The 16,073-nt window shown below is 74.3% G+C and carries 15 protein-coding genes; 8 read left to right on the plus strand and 7 right to left on the minus strand.

From position 1 onward, the window contains the following. Nucleotides 1–74 precede the first annotated feature (74 nt). Together B100_RS0118855 and B100_RS0118860 are read right to left on the minus strand one after the other, a co-directional pair. On the minus strand, nt 75–1,010 hold the full coding sequence (locus tag B100_RS0118855; RefSeq protein ID WP_024885990.1) for a universal stress protein: 936 nt from the start codon (nt 1,008–1,010) through the stop codon (nt 75–77). Nucleotides 1,011–1,144: 134 nt separating this feature from the next. Further along, on the minus strand, nt 1,145–1,387 hold the full coding sequence (locus B100_RS0118860; protein ID WP_024885991.1) for a DUF397 domain-containing protein: 243 nt from the start codon (nt 1,385–1,387) through the stop codon (nt 1,145–1,147). Nucleotides 1,388–1,652: 265 nt separating this feature from the next. Between B100_RS0118860 and paaK the strand changes: the two genes are divergently transcribed. Further along, nucleotides 1,653–2,954 (plus strand): phenylacetate--CoA ligase PaaK, encoded by a 1,302-nt coding sequence (gene paaK / locus B100_RS0118865; RefSeq protein ID WP_024885992.1) that lies wholly within the window; start codon nt 1,653–1,655, stop codon nt 2,952–2,954. Between the two features lie 27 nt (nt 2,955–2,981). On the opposite strand, the gene B100_RS0118870 is transcribed toward paaK, so the two are convergent. Next, nucleotides 2,982–3,521: a GNAT family N-acetyltransferase gene (locus B100_RS0118870; protein WP_024885993.1), complete on the minus strand. Its 540-nt coding sequence runs from the start codon at nt 3,519–3,521 to the stop codon at nt 2,982–2,984. Nucleotides 3,522–3,698: 177 nt separating this feature from the next. Here B100_RS0118870 and B100_RS0118875 point away from each other — a divergent pair, with 177 nt between their 5' ends. After that, nucleotides 3,699–5,471, plus strand: a complete 1,773-nt coding sequence (locus B100_RS0118875) for a serine hydrolase (protein WP_024885994.1) — start codon at nt 3,699–3,701, stop codon at nt 5,469–5,471. 404 nt (nt 5,472–5,875) lie between these two features. On the opposite strand, the gene B100_RS0118880 is transcribed toward B100_RS0118875, so the two are convergent. The 3 genes from B100_RS0118880 to B100_RS0118890 all read right to left on the minus strand — a co-directional run bounded on the left by B100_RS0118880 (nt 5,876) and on the right by B100_RS0118890 (nt 10,248). Beyond that, the gene (locus B100_RS0118880) at nt 5,876–7,444 is read right to left on the minus strand and encodes a phytoene desaturase family protein (protein WP_024885995.1); all 1,569 of its coding nucleotides are present in this window, start codon (nt 7,442–7,444) and stop codon (nt 5,876–5,878) included. A 58-nt stretch (nt 7,445–7,502) separates the two neighbouring features. Continuing rightward, a complete protein-coding gene (locus tag B100_RS0118885) occupies nt 7,503–9,758 on the minus strand; it encodes a serine/threonine-protein kinase (RefSeq protein WP_024885996.1) in 2,256 nt (751 codons plus the stop codon). 118 nt (nt 9,759–9,876) lie between these two features. Next, nucleotides 9,877–10,248: a four-helix bundle copper-binding protein gene (locus tag B100_RS0118890; protein WP_024885997.1), complete on the minus strand. Its 372-nt coding sequence runs from the start codon at nt 10,246–10,248 to the stop codon at nt 9,877–9,879. Between the two features lie 135 nt (nt 10,249–10,383). Here B100_RS0118890 and B100_RS0118895 point away from each other — a divergent pair, with 135 nt between their 5' ends. Then, nucleotides 10,384–10,764, plus strand: a complete 381-nt coding sequence (locus B100_RS0118895) for a DUF6479 family protein (RefSeq protein ID WP_078541004.1) — start codon at nt 10,384–10,386, stop codon at nt 10,762–10,764. A 74-nt stretch (nt 10,765–10,838) separates the two neighbouring features. Here the strand turns inward: B100_RS0118895 and B100_RS0118900 are convergent, their stop codons facing one another. Beyond that, nucleotides 10,839–11,348, minus strand: coding sequence for an NUDIX domain-containing protein (locus B100_RS0118900; protein ID WP_024885999.1), 510 nt, complete (start codon nt 11,346–11,348; stop codon nt 10,839–10,841). A 190-nt stretch (nt 11,349–11,538) separates the two neighbouring features. Here B100_RS0118900 and B100_RS0118905 point away from each other — a divergent pair, with 190 nt between their 5' ends. The 5 genes from B100_RS0118905 to B100_RS0118925 all read left to right on the plus strand — a co-directional run bounded on the left by B100_RS0118905 (nt 11,539) and on the right by B100_RS0118925 (nt 15,845). Then, the gene (locus B100_RS0118905; RefSeq protein WP_024886000.1) at nt 11,539–12,045 is read left to right on the plus strand and encodes a SigE family RNA polymerase sigma factor; all 507 of its coding nucleotides are present in this window, start codon (nt 11,539–11,541) and stop codon (nt 12,043–12,045) included. Between the two features lie 11 nt (nt 12,046–12,056). After that, a complete protein-coding gene (locus B100_RS0118910; protein WP_024886001.1) occupies nt 12,057–12,560 on the plus strand; it encodes a cellulase in 504 nt (167 codons plus the stop codon). Nucleotides 12,561–12,810: 250 nt separating this feature from the next. Further along, on the plus strand, nt 12,811–14,109 hold the full coding sequence (locus B100_RS0118915; RefSeq protein WP_024886002.1) for a bifunctional glycosyltransferase family 2/GtrA family protein: 1,299 nt from the start codon (nt 12,811–12,813) through the stop codon (nt 14,107–14,109). Further along, nucleotides 14,106–15,374: a glycosyltransferase family 39 protein gene (locus B100_RS0118920; RefSeq protein ID WP_024886003.1), complete on the plus strand. Its 1,269-nt coding sequence runs from the start codon at nt 14,106–14,108 to the stop codon at nt 15,372–15,374. The genes B100_RS0118915 and B100_RS0118920 overlap by 4 nt, the downstream gene beginning before the upstream one ends. A gap of 87 nt (nt 15,375–15,461) precedes the next feature. Continuing rightward, nucleotides 15,462–15,845 carry a hypothetical protein gene (locus B100_RS0118925; protein ID WP_024886004.1) on the plus strand — a complete coding sequence of 128 codons (384 nt, stop codon included), beginning with the start codon at nt 15,462–15,464 and terminating at the stop codon, nt 15,843–15,845. Nucleotides 15,846–16,073 lie beyond the last annotated feature (228 nt).

The following is a 16,073-nucleotide window of genomic DNA, read 5'->3' on the forward strand; positions in this document are numbered from 1 at the left end:
GTCCTCCCTCGGACGGGGGCGGGTGGCGCGCCGAAGGGCGTTGGCGCGGGCGCCCGGCTCGGCGCCACCTGTGTTCAGTCCGCTTCGGGCTCGTTCTTCTCGGGGACGGGCGGAACGACCGCGACCGGGCCGCGGGAGTGGAGCAGGACCGCCTGGGTGACCGAACCCATCATGCGGGCGGCCGCGAACACCCGGCGGCGGTGGCGGCCCACCACGACGAGCGCGGCGCCCTCGGAGGCGTCGACCAGATGTCCGGCGGCGTCCCCGGGGAGCACCGCCGTGTCCGTGGCGACGTGCGGGTGCCGTTCCCGGTGCGGGGCGAGCAGGCGGTCCAGGAGGGCGCGGGTCTCCTGTTCGAGGGCGTCCTGGTCGATCTGCGGCGGCGGCACCTCGCCGGGCAGCATCACCGTCTGCAGCAGCGACGGATAGGCGGTGACGACCCGCAGCGCCGTGTTCCGCCGGGCGGCCTCGTCGAAGGCGAAGGCGAGCGTCGTCGCGTCGGGGCTGTCGGGGTCGTCGGAGATCACGGAGCTGTCGGGGTTCACCCCCACCACGACGGGGCCGTCCGGCCGTACCGGCGCCTCCGTCTCCTCGCCGCCGCGTCCGGGCCGGGGCACCACGACCACCGGGCACGCGGCGTCCCGGGCGACGGCCAGGGAGTTCGACCCGAGCAGCAGGCTGGCGAAGCCCCCGCGTCCCCGGGAGCCGAGCACCAGCAGCCGGGCCTCGGCGCCCGCCCCGGTCAGCAGCGCTCCCGGCGCCCCCTCGGTCACCACGTACTCGACGGACGACACACCGCCGAGTTCCGCCAGACGGGCCTGCGCCTGGGCGAGGACCGGGTCCTCACCGGGGCCGGGTGGCCCCTCCGACGGCGTCCGGGCCGGTTCCGGGCGGACGTGCAGGACCCGCAGCTCAGCCGCGTGCCGACGGGCGGCGTCGAGGGCCCACTCGAGTGCGCGCAGCCCGTCCTGGGAACCGTCCACCGCCGCGATCACCGGCTTGTCGTTCATGTGCCTCGCCTCCGGATACGTCCCTCGGTCCACGCCGTCCCGGCCCGGCCCGGTGGGGCCGGGGGCCGGGGACGGCACTGCGGATCACGTGTCCGGAAAAGCGCACGGCACACCCCTCGCGGCGGCGGCGCGGCTCACGTCAGGTCGAACTGCCCTCCCCGCGCCCCCGAGACGAACGCGCCCCACTCCGCGGGGGTGAAGATCAGGGAGGGGCTCTCCGGGCGGCCACTGTTGCGCATGGCGATGAAACCCTCCACGAAGGCGATCTGGACATCGCCCAGACCCCCGCTGCTGGACTGCCACTGTGCGTTGCTGAGGTCCAGCTCGGGCTTGTCCCAACCCGTGAGCGGGCGCTGCTGGGTGGTGCTTTCGGCCACGTCCGTGCTCCTCCCTCTTGCCGTCGTCCGCGGCCAGCCTAGCGATCGGGGTGTCCCGCGGACAGGCCACGGAGGGAGGACGTCGGAGGGGGCGCGGTGACGCGGGGAAGAGGCGCGGACCGTCGCCCGTCCTGATCCGGCGCCGTGAGTGAGAAGTGCAGGCCGGGCTCTTGCACCGGGCCGTGGTGGCCTGAGTTACTGGGCCCCGTGGCAGACGACCGAATGATCGGTCGACAGCGGTGTGATGCGTGAAGGGAAGGTCCTGATGACTCAGGCGGTGGACCTGCTGGACCCGGCGGAGCGGCTCGACCTCGACGGGCTGCGGGCCCTCCAGCTGGAACGGCTGCGTGGCTCCTTGCGGCACGCGTACGAGAACGTGCCGTTCTACCGGGAGTCCTTCGACAAGGCGGGCGTCCACCCCGACGACTGCCGTTCGCTGTCCGACCTGGCCCGGTTCCCGTTCACCACCAAGGCGGACCTGCGGGAGAACTACCCGTACGGCATGTTCGCCGTCCCGCGCGAGCGGATCCGCCGGCTGCACGCCTCCAGCGGCACCACCGGCCGCCCGACGGTCGTCGGCTACACGGAGAACGACCTGTCCATGTGGGCGGACATGGTGGCGCGGTCGCTGCGCGCGGCGGGCGGGCGGCCCGGCGACATCGCCCATGTGGCGTACGGCTACGGGCTGTTCACCGGCGGACTGGGCGCCCACTACGGCGCCGAACGGCTCGGCTGCACGGTGATCCCCGCGTCCGGCGGGATGACGTCACGGCAGGTGACGCTGATCCAGGACCTGAAGCCGTCGGTCATCATGGTGACCCCGTCCTACATGCTGACCCTGCTCGACGAGTTCGAGCGGCAGGGTGTCGACCCGCGCTCCACGTCGCTGCGGGTGGGTGTCTTCGGCGCCGAGCCGTGGACGGAGCGGATGCGGCAGGAGATCGAGGAGCGGTTCGCGATCGACGCGGTCGACATCTACGGGCTGTCCGAGGTGATCGGGCCGGGCGTCGCGCAGGAGTGCGTGGAGACCAAGGACGGCCTGCACATCTGGGAGGACCACTTCTTCCCGGAGGTCGTCGACCCGGTCACGGGTGAGGTGCTTCCCGAGGGCGAGCAGGGGGAGCTGGTGTTCACCTCGCTCACCAAGGAGGCGATGCCCATCGTCCGCTACCGGACGCGGGACCTGACCCGGCTGCTGCCGGGCACGGCGCGGGTGTTCCGGCGCATGGAGAAGATCACCGGGCGCAGCGACGACATGGTGATCCTGCGCGGGGTGAACCTGTTCCCCACGCAGATCGAGGAGATCGTGCTGCGCACCCCGGGGGTGGCGCCGCACTTCCAGCTCCGTCTGACGACGCGGGGCCGCATGGACTCCTTGACGGTGCGCGCGGAGGCCCGCCCGGACGCGGACGCGGCGGCCCGTGAGGCGGCGGCCCGCTCCATCGTCCAGGCGGTGAAGGACGGCATCGGCGTCTCGGTCGAGGCGGAGATCGTCGACCCGGAGTCCCTGGAGCGGTCCGTCGGCAAGATCCGCCGCATCGTGGACCTGCGGGAACGCCAGGGCTGAGCGCGCGCCGGCGTGTGTCTCCCGGGCTCAGTCCGGGGGCGGGCCCGGGGCGCGCAGGCCGAGCCACTGGTCGGCGTCCCAGGCCCGGAACCGCTCGACCTCGGTGAAGCCCAGCTTCGTGGCGAGGCGCATCGAGGCGGTGTTCGCGGTCTGGGTCGCGAGCACCACCGGCTCACCGGGGAGGACGCCCTCCACCCAGTCGAGTGCCGCCGCGCACGCCTCGGCGGCACAACCGGCTCTCCACGCCCGCGGCAGGAACAGGTAGCCCAGTTCGACTTTGCCCTCGGCGGCCGGCCGGTGTTCCCGCGTCGCCCTCCTGAGCAGCACCTGCCCGATCATCACCCCGCCCCGCTCGACGACGAAGCTCCCGGGCCACCGCTCCGGCACCTCGGGCAGCTCACGCTCCACTTCGTCGCGGGGACGCGGTCCGCCGAGGTAGGTGTGCACCTCCGGCGACGACAGCAACTCGACGAACGCCGCACGGTCCCGGGCCTCGGACGGGCGCAGGCGGAACCTCGCGGTCCTGATCGGAGCGGGCGGCCACGGCACGGGCCCGAGATCGTTCATACCGGTCACCCAACCAGCGCCCTCCGCACCGATCAAGGCCCTCCCTGGCCGCCGGCCAACTGACGGCCGCCCCGCGCCCATTGACAACCCGTACCGCTGACAGGAAAGTTTCATCCGCACGACGATCCCCGGAAGTTACTTTCAGACGGCGTGGGGACAGGAATCGGGAGGCATGGGATGGCGGACGCGAGAGGGATCACCCGGCGTCGACTGGGCGCGGGAGCGATGGCGTTGGGCGGTGCGCTGGCCTTCGCCGGGCTGCCCGCGGACCCCGCCGCGGCGGCCGCCCCGGCCCGCGGGAGCCGTCCGGCGCTGCGGCACGGATCGGCGCGCCAGGCGGGGCTGTTGCCCAGCCCACTGCGGCAACTCGTCACCGACGCCGAGGCGTTCCTTCAGTCCTCCCCCCAACACCCCTGGTACGCGGGCGCCGTCCTGCTCGCCGGGCGCGGTCACACGGTCGCCCTGCACAAGCCGATCGGTATGGCCGTGCGCTACCAGGCGTACGACGAGGAGACCGACACCGGCGTCGAGTTCCCGGCGGACCGGCAGATCCCGATGGCCGAGGACACCGTGTTCGACCTTGCGTCGGTGTCCAAGCTGTTCACCTCGATCCTCGCCGTGCAGCAGATCGAGCGGGGCACGGTGCGGCTGGAGGCGCCGGTCGCCTCGTACCTGCCGGACTTCGGGCGGGCCGGCAAGCAGGACGTGACGATCCGCCAACTGCTCACGCACACCTCCGGGTTCGCGGCCTGGATCCCGCTGTACGAGGCGCCGACGTACGAGGAGAAGGTGCAGCGTGTGTACGACGAGGCGCCGGCGAACCCGCCGGGGACCGTCTACCTGTACTCGGACCTCAACCTGATCTCGCTGCAGCTGGTACTGGAGCACGTCACCGGTCGCCGGCTGGACGTCCTGCTCCGTGAGGAGATCACCGAGCCGCTGGGCATGCGCCGCACCCGGTACAACCCGCCTGCCTCCTGGAAGCCGAAGATCGCCGCGACCGAGGACGCCCGCACGCCCTGGTCCGGCCTGGACCGCGGCCTGGTGTGGGGCGAGGTGCACGACGAGAACGCCTACAGCCTGGGCGGGGTCGCCGGCCACGCGGGCGTGTTCTCCGACGCCTGGGACCTGGCGATCCTCGCCCGCACACTGCTCGACGGCGGTGTCTGCGGCCGGGAGCGGATCCTGCGGCCGGAGTCGGTGGAGCTGATGTTCACCGACTTCAACACCGCGTTCCCGGGCGACGAGCACGGCCTGGGCTTCGAGCTCTACCAGCACTGGTACATGGGCGCGATGGCCACGCCCCGCACGGCGGGACACACCGGCTTCACCGGCACCGCGCTGGTGCTCGACCCGACCACCGACTCCTTCCTCGTCGTCCTAGGCAACTCGGTGCACCCGGTGCGCAGTTGGCGGTCCGGTTCGGCGCCCCGGGTGGCCGCGGCGAACCAGCTGGCCCGCGCGGTGCCGGTCCGGCCGGCGCACGGCCGCACGGCGTGGTTCTCGGGGATGGCGAGCGCGGCGACGGCCACCCTCACGCTGCCCGCGCTGGACACCTCGTCCGGCGGGAACCGGCTGAGCTGTTCGCTGTGGTGGGACACCGAGCCCCGCGCCGACGTCCTGGTTCTGGAGTCCTCGGCGGACGGCGGCACGTCGTGGCAGCCGGTGCCGTTCACCACCGCGCGGCGCGGCGCCGCACCCGAGCAGCACCCGACGGGTACGGCGACCGGCTGGTCCGGCCGCGTCTGGCACGGCCTCACCGCGGACCTGCCCGCCGCGGCGGGCCTGGTGCTGCGCTGGCGGTACACGACGGACCGGCTGTACGTGGGACGCGGCGCCTACGTCGACGGGCTGCTGGTCGAGCGGGGCCGCCGGCGGATCTTCGACGAGGCCCGCCCCGCCGACGCGGCGCGGCTCCGGGCGGAGGGGTGGACCCGGGAGGACGGCTGAGGCGACCGTGGCCCCCGCCCGGTGACCGAGCCGGGCGGAGCCGACAGGCCGGTGTGGCCCGTCTGCCCGGCGGGCTGCCAAGCGGGCGTGACCCGTCAGCCGGGCGTGGCCACCAGGTTGGTGCGGCCGGTCGGCCGGGCGGAGCTACCAAGCGGGAGCAACCCGTCAGCCGCACGTTGCCACAAGGCCGGCGTGACCAACGACCGCCAAGCCGAATCAACCCATCAACCGCACGCCGCCACAAGGCCGGCGTGACCCGTAGCCGGGCAAGGCCGCCAAGCCGGAGCAACCCGGCAGCCGCACGCCGCCACAAGGCGGGAGCGCCCCGTCAGCCGGGCGGGGGCCAACAGGCCCGCGTGGCCCGTCTGCCGGGCGGGGCTTCGGTGCGCGGAGGACCGTGACCGTCAGGCCTGCGTGGCCTCCAGCACCGCCATCGCCGCGTTGTGCCCCGGCACCCCGCTCACGCCGCCGCCGCGCACCGCTCCCGCGCCGCAGAGCAGGACGTTGGCGTGGGCGGTCTCCACGCCCCAGCGGCCGGTGCCGTCCTGGGCGTGGGGCCAGGACAGTTCGCGGTGGAAGATGTTGCCGCCGGGCAGCCCCAGGTCGCGTTCCAGGTCCAGCGGGGACCTGGCCTCGATGCACGGGCGCCCCTCGGCGTCGGTGGCCAGGCAGTCGGCGATCGGCTCGTCCAGGTGGGCGTCGAGCTGGGCGAGCGTCGACTTCAGCAGCTCCTCGCGCGTCGCGTCGTTGTCCCGCTCGAACAGCCGCGCCGGGGCGTGCAGTCCGAACAGGGTGAGGGTCTGGTAGCCGCGCGCCGCCAGGTCGGGGCCGAGGATCGACGGGTCCGTGAGCGAGTGGCAGTAGATCTCCGAGGGCGGGGCGTCGGGCAGCCGGCCGGCCGCGGCCTGGGCGTGCGCGGTGGCCAGCTGCTCGTACCCCTCCGCGATGTGGAAGGTGCCGGCGAACGCCTCGCGCGGGTCGACGGAGGTGTCGCGCAGCCGGGGCAGCCGGGTGAGCAGCATGTTGACCTTGAGCTGGGCGCCCTCCGCGTGCGGCGGGGGCGTGTCGCCGGTGAGCCGGGCCAGCTCCTCCGGTGAGGCGTTGACCAGGACGTGCCGGGCGCCGACGACCCCTTCGCCGTCGGCCGTGCGGTGGGTGATCTCGGCGGCACGGCCGTCGGTGTCGATGCGTACGACCTCGTGGCCGGTGGCGATGACCGCCCCGGCGGCGCGGGCGGCGTCGGCGAGCGCGTCGGTGACCGCGCCCATGCCGCCGACCGGGACGTCCCAGGCGCCCGTGCCGCCGCCGATGACGTGGTAGAGGAAGCAGCGGTTCTGCGGCAGCGCGGGGTCGTGGGCGTCGGCGAAGGTGCCGATCAGGGCGTCGGTGAACACGACGCCGCGCACCAGGTCGTCGGCGAAGCGCTCCTCGACGGCGGCACCGAGCGGCTCCTCGAAGATCATCCGCCAGGCATGCTCGTCGTCGACGGTGCGGCGCAGCTCCTCACGGGTGGGCAACGGCTCGGTGAGAGTGGGGAAGACGCGGCGGGCGACGCGGCCGGTCAGGTCGTAGAAGCTCTGCCACGCCCGGTACTCGCGGTCGGAGCCGGTGAGCCGGACGAACGCCTCGCGGGTGCGCTCCTCGCCGCCGCCGACCAGCAGTCCGGTGGGCCGCCCGTCGCGTTCGGCGGGGGTGTAGGAGGAGATGGTGCGGGTGCCGAGCCGCACGTCCAGCCCCAGGTCCGTGAGGATCTTCCGCGGCAACAGGCTGACCAGGTACGAGTACCGGGACAGCCGTGCGTCGACGCCGGCGAACGGGCGGGTGGAGATCGCCGCGCCGCCGGTGTGGCCGAGCCGCTCCAGCACCAGTACGGAGCGCCCGGCACGGGCGAGGTAGGCGGCGGCGACGAGGCCGTTGTGACCTCCGCCGACGATGACGGCGTCGTACGTCCGGGACTCCTGAGCTGCGGTCATGCCTCTTCGTAACACGTGATGATCGGCGGCGGCCAGAGGGGGCCGGAGGGGAAACGGATCAGGCGCCTCCGGCCAGGCCCTGTCCGCGCAGCGCGGCCACACGCCGGTACAGTTCCGCGGCCTCTCGCGCGTGGCCCAGACGCTCCAGGCAGTGGGCCTCGTCCTCGCGGGCGGCGAGGGTGTCGGGGTGGTCCGCGCCGAGGACCCGTTCACGGGCGTCGGCCACCCTGCGGTACACGGTGAGCGCGTCCGCCCAGCGCTCGAGCCAGCCCAGGGCGACGGCGACCTCGCGCCGGCTGACCAGGGTGTCCGGGTGGTCGGCGCCGAGGGTCCGCTCGCGCAGGGCGGCCACCTCCCGGGACTCGGCGAGGGCGTCCGCCCACCGGTCGAGCCGGCCGAGGTTGACGCCGACGCCGTGCCGGGCGCGCAGGGTGTCGGGGTGGGCGGGCCCGTGCACGCGGGTACGGTCCCCGACCAGACGCCGGTAGAGGTCGAGGGCCTGACCGGCGCGGCCGAGGCGGCCCAGGCCGACGCCCACCTCGTGCCGGGCGGCGAGCGTGTCGGCGTGGTCCGGACCGAGGACCCTGGCCCGGGCCACGGCCACCTCCCGGTACGCCTGCAGTGCCTCCTTCCAGCGGCCCAGACGGCCCAGGACGTAGGCGACCTCGTACCGGGTGACGAGGGTGTCGGGGTGCTCCGGGCCGAGCACCCGGGCGCGGGCGCCGGCCACGTCGCACGCCATGCCGTAGGCGTCCTCCAGGCGGCCGAGCCGGCTGAGGTTGAAGGCGAGGTTGTGCCGGCAGCGCAGGGTGTCCGGATGGTCGGGCTCCATGGTCCGCTCGCGGGCGTCGAGCACCGAGAGGTACACCCGGTGGGCGTCGACGGGACGGCCCAGCTGGGCGAGGACGTACCCCATCTCCTGGCGTGCGGCGAGGGTGTCGGGATGGTCGGGACCGAGGACGCGGATACGGGCCTCGGCGACGGTCTTGTAGGCGCGCAGCGCGTCGGCGGGCCGTCCGGTGCGGCTGAGGGTGAACGCCACCTCGTAGCGGCTGGCGAGGGTGTCGGGGTGCTCGGGGCCGAGGATCCGCTCGCGCTCGACGGCGACCGCACGGTGTGCCTCCCCCGCCTCCGCCCAGCGCCCGAGACGCCCGAGCCCGAGTCCGGCGTGGTGTCGCTCCGCGAGGACGGCGAGCGGCGAGGGCGACGGGGCCGGACGCCCACCGGGGGTGGGCGGCTCCCCGGGGAAGGACAGCTCTCCGCCAGGGCGCAGCTCCCCCGAGACGGGCCGCTCCCCGGAGGGGGACCGCTCCCCGGAGGGGGACCGCTCCCCAGGGGCCAACCGCGCCGCCTTGGGTCCGGGGCTGAGGCCGCGGGTCCAGGAGGGGAGCCGCTCCGCCCGTCCCGCCCGTCCCGCCGGACCCGGCTCCACGGCCCGGCGGACGGTCGCGACCGAGACCGGAGCGGACCGTAACTCCTCGACACGTCGGGCCAGTTCGACGGCGCTCGCGGGCCGGCCGGCCGGCTCCTTGGCCAGCAGGTCGAGGATGATGCCCTCGAGCCGCTCGGGCAGTTCGGCCCGGTGCCGGCGCGGCGGCCGGGGCGGGGTGTCGCGGTGGCCGACGAGGACCGCCCAGGCGTCGTCGAGGTCGAACGGCGGTACGCCGGTGGCGATCTCGTACAGTACGCAGCCGAAGGAGTACAGGTCGCTGCGCCGGTCGACCTCCCCTCCGGCGATCTGTTCCGGCGACATGTAGTGCGGCGTGCCCATCGCGACGCCCGTGCCGGTGAGCCGGGAGGTGAAACCGATGTCGTGCCCGAGGCGGGCGATGCCGAAGTCGCAGATCTTCACCGTGCCGTCGTCCAGTCGCACGATGTTGGCGGGTTTGAGGTCCCGGTGCACGATCCTCTGGTCGTGGGTGTAGGCGAGGGCGGCGGCGACCTGGGCGGCCACCTCCACCACCTCGCCGACGGGCAGCGGATGGTGCTTGTTGTCCTCCAGGAGCCGGCTGAGGTCACGCCCCTGCAGCAGCTCCATCACCAGGTAGAGGACGCCCTCCGACTCGCCGAAGTCGTGCACCACGGTGATCCCGCGGTGCTGCAGCGACGCGGCGACCCGCGCCTCCCTGCGGAACCGCTCGCGCAGCACCCGGCCGAACGCCGGGTCGCGCTGCGGGCCGAGCGGGTTGAGGCACTTCACCGCGACCTGCCGCCCCAGTGACTCGTCCCGGGCGCGCCACACCTCCCCCATGCCGCCGCGTCCGATCCGGTCCATCAGCCGGTACCGGCCGTGGATCAGCCTGCTCTCCCCCATGTCCTACGCCGCCCCCGTCGTAGTCCGTCCCGTCCTCCCCTGACTCGTCCAGTATGGCGACAACTCGCCCGAGTTTGTACGGGGCACGGCGGCGCCCGGGGGCAGGCGGAGGGGTGGGTCAGTTGAGGGTGGCGAGGAAGTCGGTGCAGGCCCGGGCGCAGGCGCGGCAGGCCTCCGCGGTCCCTTCCGCGCCGGGATGGCCGTCGAAGGTCCGGGCGCTCTCCAGACACACCTGCCGGCACCATTCGACCTGCATGCGGATGGTCGCCTCGTCCGCCTGGTTGTCCTCGGACAGCACCCGGCAGGTCGCGTCGCAGACCTCCGCGCACATGATGCCCTTGCGCCGTACGAGTTCCTGGTTCTCGGTGCCGTCGGGTTCCACGAGTCCGGCCCGGGTGGCGCAGGCCCGCGCGCACTCGGTGCACGCCTGGGCGCAGGCGAACCGGTCTTCCAGGAACCGGAACAGCTCCTCCTGCGATGTCGTCGTCACACCGCGCGGGTTGCCGCCGTGCGGACCGTCAAACCCCGTGGCGCCCGCTGTCCGCACGGGTTCCGGGGTGTCGCACGGCCGGCCGCGGCGGGAGGCGGGCTGGTTCGCGGGCGGGTCCGGGGGTACCCGCAGGCCATGATGAACGCCTCATGGATGGAGACGACCGACCTGGCGGCCGGCCGCGGTGCCCTCGGTGTCGGACTGGTGGTGGCGGGGATCGTGGTCCTGGCCCTGCTGATCGGCATGTTCGTCTTCGGCAGCCGCCGTGTCAGGAGCGACGACACGAGCCACCCCCGGCCCGAGGAGCAGCCCCGGATGCCCGAGGGCGGCCCGGTCCGCGAGGTGCGGGAGCAGCGGGAGCCGAACGAGATGCCCCGGAGCGACGAGCGGCTGACGCCGCACGAGCTGGGAGGCCACGGCAACGCCGGCACCCGTACCGGCGCCTCGCAGGAGCGGCCCCGATGGGAGGGCGGCGGCAGCGGAGGCTTCGGCAGCGGAGGACCGGGCGCCCACTGAGCACGGACGCCCACTGAGCACGGACGGCCATTGAGCACGGACGACCCCGGCTTCGAGCCGGGGCCGTCGTCGTGTCAGACCGTCTCTCCCCGCACTACGGGCCCGTTCGGGACGAAGCCCAGGTCGACGGGGGTCGCCGGAGCGCCGTGCGCGCGCACACCGGCGAGCAGATCGGGGAGCTGCGGCGGCCACAACGGCTCGTGGTCCCCGGCCAGTTCGGCGGCGGACCACCAGCGCCACCTGAGGATCTTGTCCGCGGTGTGCGCGGCGGCGAGGTCTCCGGCCGGCTCCCGGCGGGGAGCATGCGCGAGGAAGATGTGCTCGTGCTGGCGCACGGGCACCCCGGCCCGCGTGAAGTCGTGCTCCCACAGACACAGCACGGTGTCCTCGATCCGGAGGCCGGTCCATCCGGTCTCCTCCCGCACCTCCCGCTCGGCGGCCTCCAGCGGTGACTCGCCCGGTTCCAGCCCGCCGCCGGGCATCGCCCAGTGCACGCCGACCTCGTCGTTGTCGTAGCGGAACATGAAGACCGATCCCTCAGGGTCCAGCACCGCGACCCTGGCTGCTTCTCTGGGTGTACGCATCCGGTCACACTGACAGTGCCGTTCGGCACTGTCATACGTGTTTTCGCGGTCGGCACCCCTGCCGGCGCCCGCCTCTCCCGTGCTCCCCCGCGGGACGTGAGGCGCATCACAGCACTTGGGTGCATCGTTTCCCCCGCCCCAAGGCCTTCTTCCAGGTGCAAGGGCTTGTACGGACACGGGGCGGTAAGGAATGCAGCGGTTTCGGGCCGACGGCTTCGACGAGTTCGTGGCCGCCCGCTGGTCGGCGCTGCTGCATGTCGCGCGTCTGCTCACCGGCGGCGACCGCCAGCGCGCCGAGGACCTGGTCCAGGAGGCTCTGGTGAAGCTGTGGTTCGCCTGGCCGAAGGTCGCCGAGCAGGCACCGGAGGCGTACGTGCGTCAGGTGCTGGTGCGGATGGCGGCCCGCTCGGCCCGCCGGCGCTGGTGGGGCGAGCGCCCGGTGGGTGAGCTGCCCGACCGGCCCGACCCGGGTGACGTGTCGGCGGCCGTCGCCGAACGCTCACGGCTGGAGGCGGCGCTGGCGCTGTTGCCGCCCCGCCAGCGGGCCGCGGTGGTCCTCCGCTACTACGAGGACCTGCCCGAGGGGCAGGTCGCGCAGGCCCTGGGCTGTCCGGTGGGCACCGCGCGCTCCCACGCGTCGCGCGGGGTCGCGCGGCTGCGGCAGATCCTGTCCGATTCCGTCCGGCCCGTGAGGTGAGGGGAGCAGCGATGGACGACTTCGAGCGCGAGCTGACGCGCATGATGCGTGAGGGCCGGACACACATCCCCCTCGAACCGGGGCAGCGCACCCGCCTGTACGACGGCATCCGGGCCCGTCGCCGGTCCCGGGCGCTGATGCGGGCCGGCGGTTCCGCCCTCGCGGTGGCCGGACTGAGCATCGGGCTCGCGTTGCTGCCCCACCTCGGTTCCGGTTCCGCGCCCGCCGACCTGCCGCTGCCGGCGACCGGGTCCACGGCACCGGGGGCGTCCGGGGAGCCCACCGTGTCCCCATCGGGCACGGGGCCGAGCCCGTCCCTGCCGCCGACCCACACCCCCGAGTCCATGACCGCCGCCACCTCACCGCCGAGGACCACGGAACCGGGCACGACGGCACCGGGGGCGGCGGACCCCGGCTCGACGCACCTCGGCACGAGGGGACCCGAGTCGGCGGACACCGGCACCGCCGACCCCGGCTCGGACAGCACCCCGACCTCTCCCCCGCCGACCGGATGACGCCGGACCCGCCCGCCTCACGCCTCACCTGCCTCACCCGCCTCACCCGCTTAGCCGCTTAGCCGCTTCGACCGCTTCGACCGCTTCGACCGCCGGACCGTAAGACCCGGCACGCCCACCCTCGCCCGGGACACCCGACCGGGCGGTTCTCCGGGACCACCCCACGGGCCTACTTGGCATGTCCATTACATCTTGCCCCCCACCGCCACCCACCCCGCAGGCGCACGCCGGAAAGCGACCGTGACCCGCCATGAGAACCGCCGGGCGGCCCGCCCCGCCCCACCGACCCCCGACCGACCCCTCCGCCGCCCGGCCGGTGCTGCCCAGCCCGGCGGCGCTCCCCGCGGACCACTCCGAGCCCGTGCTGGAGGTGGTCGTGCCCGTGCACAACGAGGAACGGGACCTGGAGCCGTGCGTCCGGCGGCTGCACGCGCACCTCGCCGGAACCTTTCCCTACCCGTTCCGGATCACGGTCGCCGACAACGCCAGCACGGACCGGACGCCCGGGATCGCCGCACGTCTGGCCGCGGAACTCCCCGGCACCCGGTGGGTGCGGCTGGAGGAGAAGGGACGCGGACGCGCCCTGCACACCGCCTGGTCCCGCTCCTCCGCCCCCGTGCTGGCCTACCTGGACGTGGACCTCTCCACCGACCTCGCGGCCCTGCTGCCGCTGGTGGCCCCGCTGATCTCCGGCCACTCCGACCTCGCCATCGGCACCCGTCTGGCCCGCGGGTCCCGAGTGGTGCGCGGACCTAAGCGGGAGATCATCTCCCGCTGCTACAACGGGCTGCTGCGCGGCACCCTCTCCGTGGGGTTCTCCGACGCGCAGTGCGGCTTCAAGGCGGTACGGCGGGACGTGGCGGAGCGGCTGCTCCCGCTGGTCGAGGACCGTGAGTGGTTCTTCGACACGGAACTGCTGGTGATCGCCGAACGGGCCGGCCTGCGGATCCACGAGGTGCCGGTGGACTGGGTGGACGACCCCGACAGCCGGGTCGACCTCCTCCCCACGGCGCTCGCCGACCTGCGCGGCATGGCCCGGCTGGGGCGGGCGCTGGCCCGTGGCCGGCTGCCGCTGGCCGCGCTGGGGCGCGCCGGGACGTCCGGCGGCGCCGCGAGCCCACCGCCCGGCCGGGTCGCCCAGATCCTCCGTTTCGCCGCCGTCGGCGCCGTCACCACCCTGCTGCACCTGCTCCTGTACGTCCTGCTGCGGCCGGCCGCCGGCGCCCAGGCGGGCAACGCGCTCGCGCTGCTGCTCTGCGCCGTCGTCAACACCGCCGCGAACCGGCGGTTCACCTTCGGGGTGCGGGGCCGCGAGGGACTGCCGGCCCACCACCTCGGAGGGCTGGTGGCCTTCCTGGCCGGTCTCGCCCTCACCGGCGGCGCGCTGGCCGTCCTCCACCTCACCGTCCCCGGCGCCGGACCCCGCACCGAGGTGCCGGTGCTGGTCACCGCGAACCTCGCCGCGGCCCTGCTGCGCTTCCACGTCCTGCGGGCCTGGGTGTTCCCCGGCCGCCGCTCCCGCCGTACGACAGGAAACTCCGCCTCATGACCGGCACGACGCCCGTGACCGACCCGGCCGCCCCGGCCGACGCACCCGACGTCCCTCCCCCGGCCGCACCCGGGCCCCGCGAACGGCTGCGGAGCCTCGCCGCGCGTCACGGCCCGGTGCTCGCCACGTACGGCGTGCTCAAGCTGGTCGGCTTCGCCGTGTTCATGCTGCTCCTGGACTCGGCCGGCGACTACCGGGAGAAGCATCCGCGCTTCGGCGGGGGCGCGCACCCGTGGGACGTGCTGGGCAGCTGGGACGGCTGGTGGTACCAGCAGATCGCCCTGTTCGGCTACGACCCCGCCCTGGAGCCCGTCCCCGGCGCCACCGGCCTGATCACCCTGGAGGGCAACTCGGCGGCGTTCTTCCCGCTGTACCCGGCACTGATGCGGCTGGTCTCGGAGATCACCGGGCTCGGCCCGTACGGCGCCGGGATGGCCGTGTCCGTGGTGTGCTCGTTCGCCGCCGCGCTCGGCATCCACGCCGTCACCGCGCGGCTCGGCGGCCACCGGGCCGGGCTGGTCGCGGTCGGGCTGTGGGCGGTGTGGCCCGGCTCCGGCACGGAGTGGGCGGTGTACTCCGAGTCGCTGTACACCGCGCTGGCCGCCTGGGCCTGCTGGGCCGTGACGACCCGCCGCTGGGCGCTCGCCGGAGTGCTGACGTTCGCCGCCGGGCTCACCCGGCCCACCGCCGCCGCCCTGGTCGCGGCCCTCGCCGTCGCGGGGCTGTGCGCGGTGCTGCGCCGTGAGGAGGACTGGCGGCGCCCGCTGGCCGCGGTGGCGATCGCGCCGCTCGGGGTGGCCGGCTACCTGGGCTGGGTGGGGTACCGGATGGGTGACTGGGGCGGCTACACCAAGCTCCAGGAGGGCGCCTGGGGTCACGCCTTCGACTACGGGCGGCACAGTCTCGACGTGCTGACCTCGCTGCCGGTCGGGCACTTCGACTACCTGTTCGCCATGCCGATGGAGGACACGATCGGCGTGGGTGTGGTGCTGCTGGTGCCGGTGCTGACCGTGCTGCTGGTGCGGCTGCGTCCGCCCGTCGTGCTGGTCGTGTACACCGTGCTGTCGTACCTGACGGTCATGGGCACCCAGCAGTACTTCGGCAACGTCTCGCGCTATCTGCTCCCGCTCTTCCCCCTGTTCGTGCCGCTCGCCCTGGCCATGCGCCGGCTGAGCCGGTCCGCGCTGGTCACGGTGCTGGGCACGGCGGCGGTGGCGTCGGGATCGTACGCGGGATACGTCCTGTTCGAGCTGGGCGTGCCGTAGGCCGGCGCGGGCCGGTGGCCTGGCCGTCACCGGGTGGGGGCAGGCTTTCGGCAGTACGCTGACCGCAGCCGGCCACCGGGAGTTCCCATGTGGAAGCGCAGGAAGCACGATCGCCGATCCGACGCCCTCGCACCGGAGTTGTGCGACCTCTGCGCGAGAACCTTCCCGCCCGGTGACGCGGTGCGCGGGTACGTGGCGGACTCCTCGGCCGTGCATCCCGCCGACCCCCTCCACGACGGGCTGCGCCGCGTCACCGCCTGCTGCGAGGCGCACCTGGAGGAGGTCCGCGCCGTCTACCGGCGCCGGCCCTTCGTGCAGGAGGAGCTCTGGGCGGGCAAGATCGGCCGCGTGCTGGGCTCCGGCCCGCCGGTCGCCATGACCGACCTCGCCTGCCGCACGGGCCTCGACGAGCCGGACATCCGCCGCGCGATCGCCTGGCACAACGAGCACCGCCGCCACCTGAGCGCGTGACGGCGGCCTTGGTGGGGGCCACCGTGTCCGTACAGGGTCCGGGCAGCGGCCCTGACCGGCCCACGTCGCCCGTCCCGAGGCGAGCGGGTCCAGCGGTGAGGCAGCGACTCCCCTGAGGGAGCCGGACACGTGACACTCGGCCTCGCGGGACGGCCGTCCCGTGGCGACCACGCGAACCCGCCGCGATCCGTTACCGCCCCGCTGGCCTCACGGGGTGGCCGACACGGC

This window comes from Streptomyces sp. CNH189, from assembly GCF_000527195.1.

Coding starts and splice junctions, on each gene's coding strand:
- paaK (WP_024885992.1), top strand. CDS start 1,653: ATGACTCAGGCGGTGGACCTGCTGGACCCGGCGGAGCGGCTCGACCTC.
- B100_RS0118900 (WP_024885999.1), bottom strand. CDS start 11,348: ATGCGTACACCCAGAGAAGCAGCCAGGGTCGCGGTGCTGGACCCTGAG.
- B100_RS0118920 (WP_024886003.1), top strand. CDS start 14,106: ATGACCGGCACGACGCCCGTGACCGACCCGGCCGCCCCGGCCGACGCA.
- B100_RS0118905 (WP_024886000.1), top strand. CDS start 11,539: ATGCAGCGGTTTCGGGCCGACGGCTTCGACGAGTTCGTGGCCGCCCGC.
- B100_RS0118910 (WP_024886001.1), top strand. CDS start 12,057: ATGGACGACTTCGAGCGCGAGCTGACGCGCATGATGCGTGAGGGCCGG.
- B100_RS0118875 (WP_024885994.1), top strand. CDS start 3,699: ATGGCGGACGCGAGAGGGATCACCCGGCGTCGACTGGGCGCGGGAGCG.
- B100_RS0118915 (WP_024886002.1), top strand. CDS start 12,811: ATGAGAACCGCCGGGCGGCCCGCCCCGCCCCACCGACCCCCGACCGAC.
- B100_RS0118870 (WP_024885993.1), bottom strand. CDS start 3,521: ATGAACGATCTCGGGCCCGTGCCGTGGCCGCCCGCTCCGATCAGGACC.
- B100_RS0118855 (WP_024885990.1), bottom strand. CDS start 1,010: ATGAACGACAAGCCGGTGATCGCGGCGGTGGACGGTTCCCAGGACGGG.
- B100_RS0118885 (WP_024885996.1), bottom strand. CDS start 9,758: ATGGGGGAGAGCAGGCTGATCCACGGCCGGTACCGGCTGATGGACCGG.
- B100_RS0118880 (WP_024885995.1), bottom strand. CDS start 7,444: ATGACCGCAGCTCAGGAGTCCCGGACGTACGACGCCGTCATCGTCGGC.
- B100_RS0118925 (WP_024886004.1), top strand. CDS start 15,462: ATGTGGAAGCGCAGGAAGCACGATCGCCGATCCGACGCCCTCGCACCG.
- B100_RS0118895 (WP_078541004.1), top strand. CDS start 10,384: ATGATGAACGCCTCATGGATGGAGACGACCGACCTGGCGGCCGGCCGC.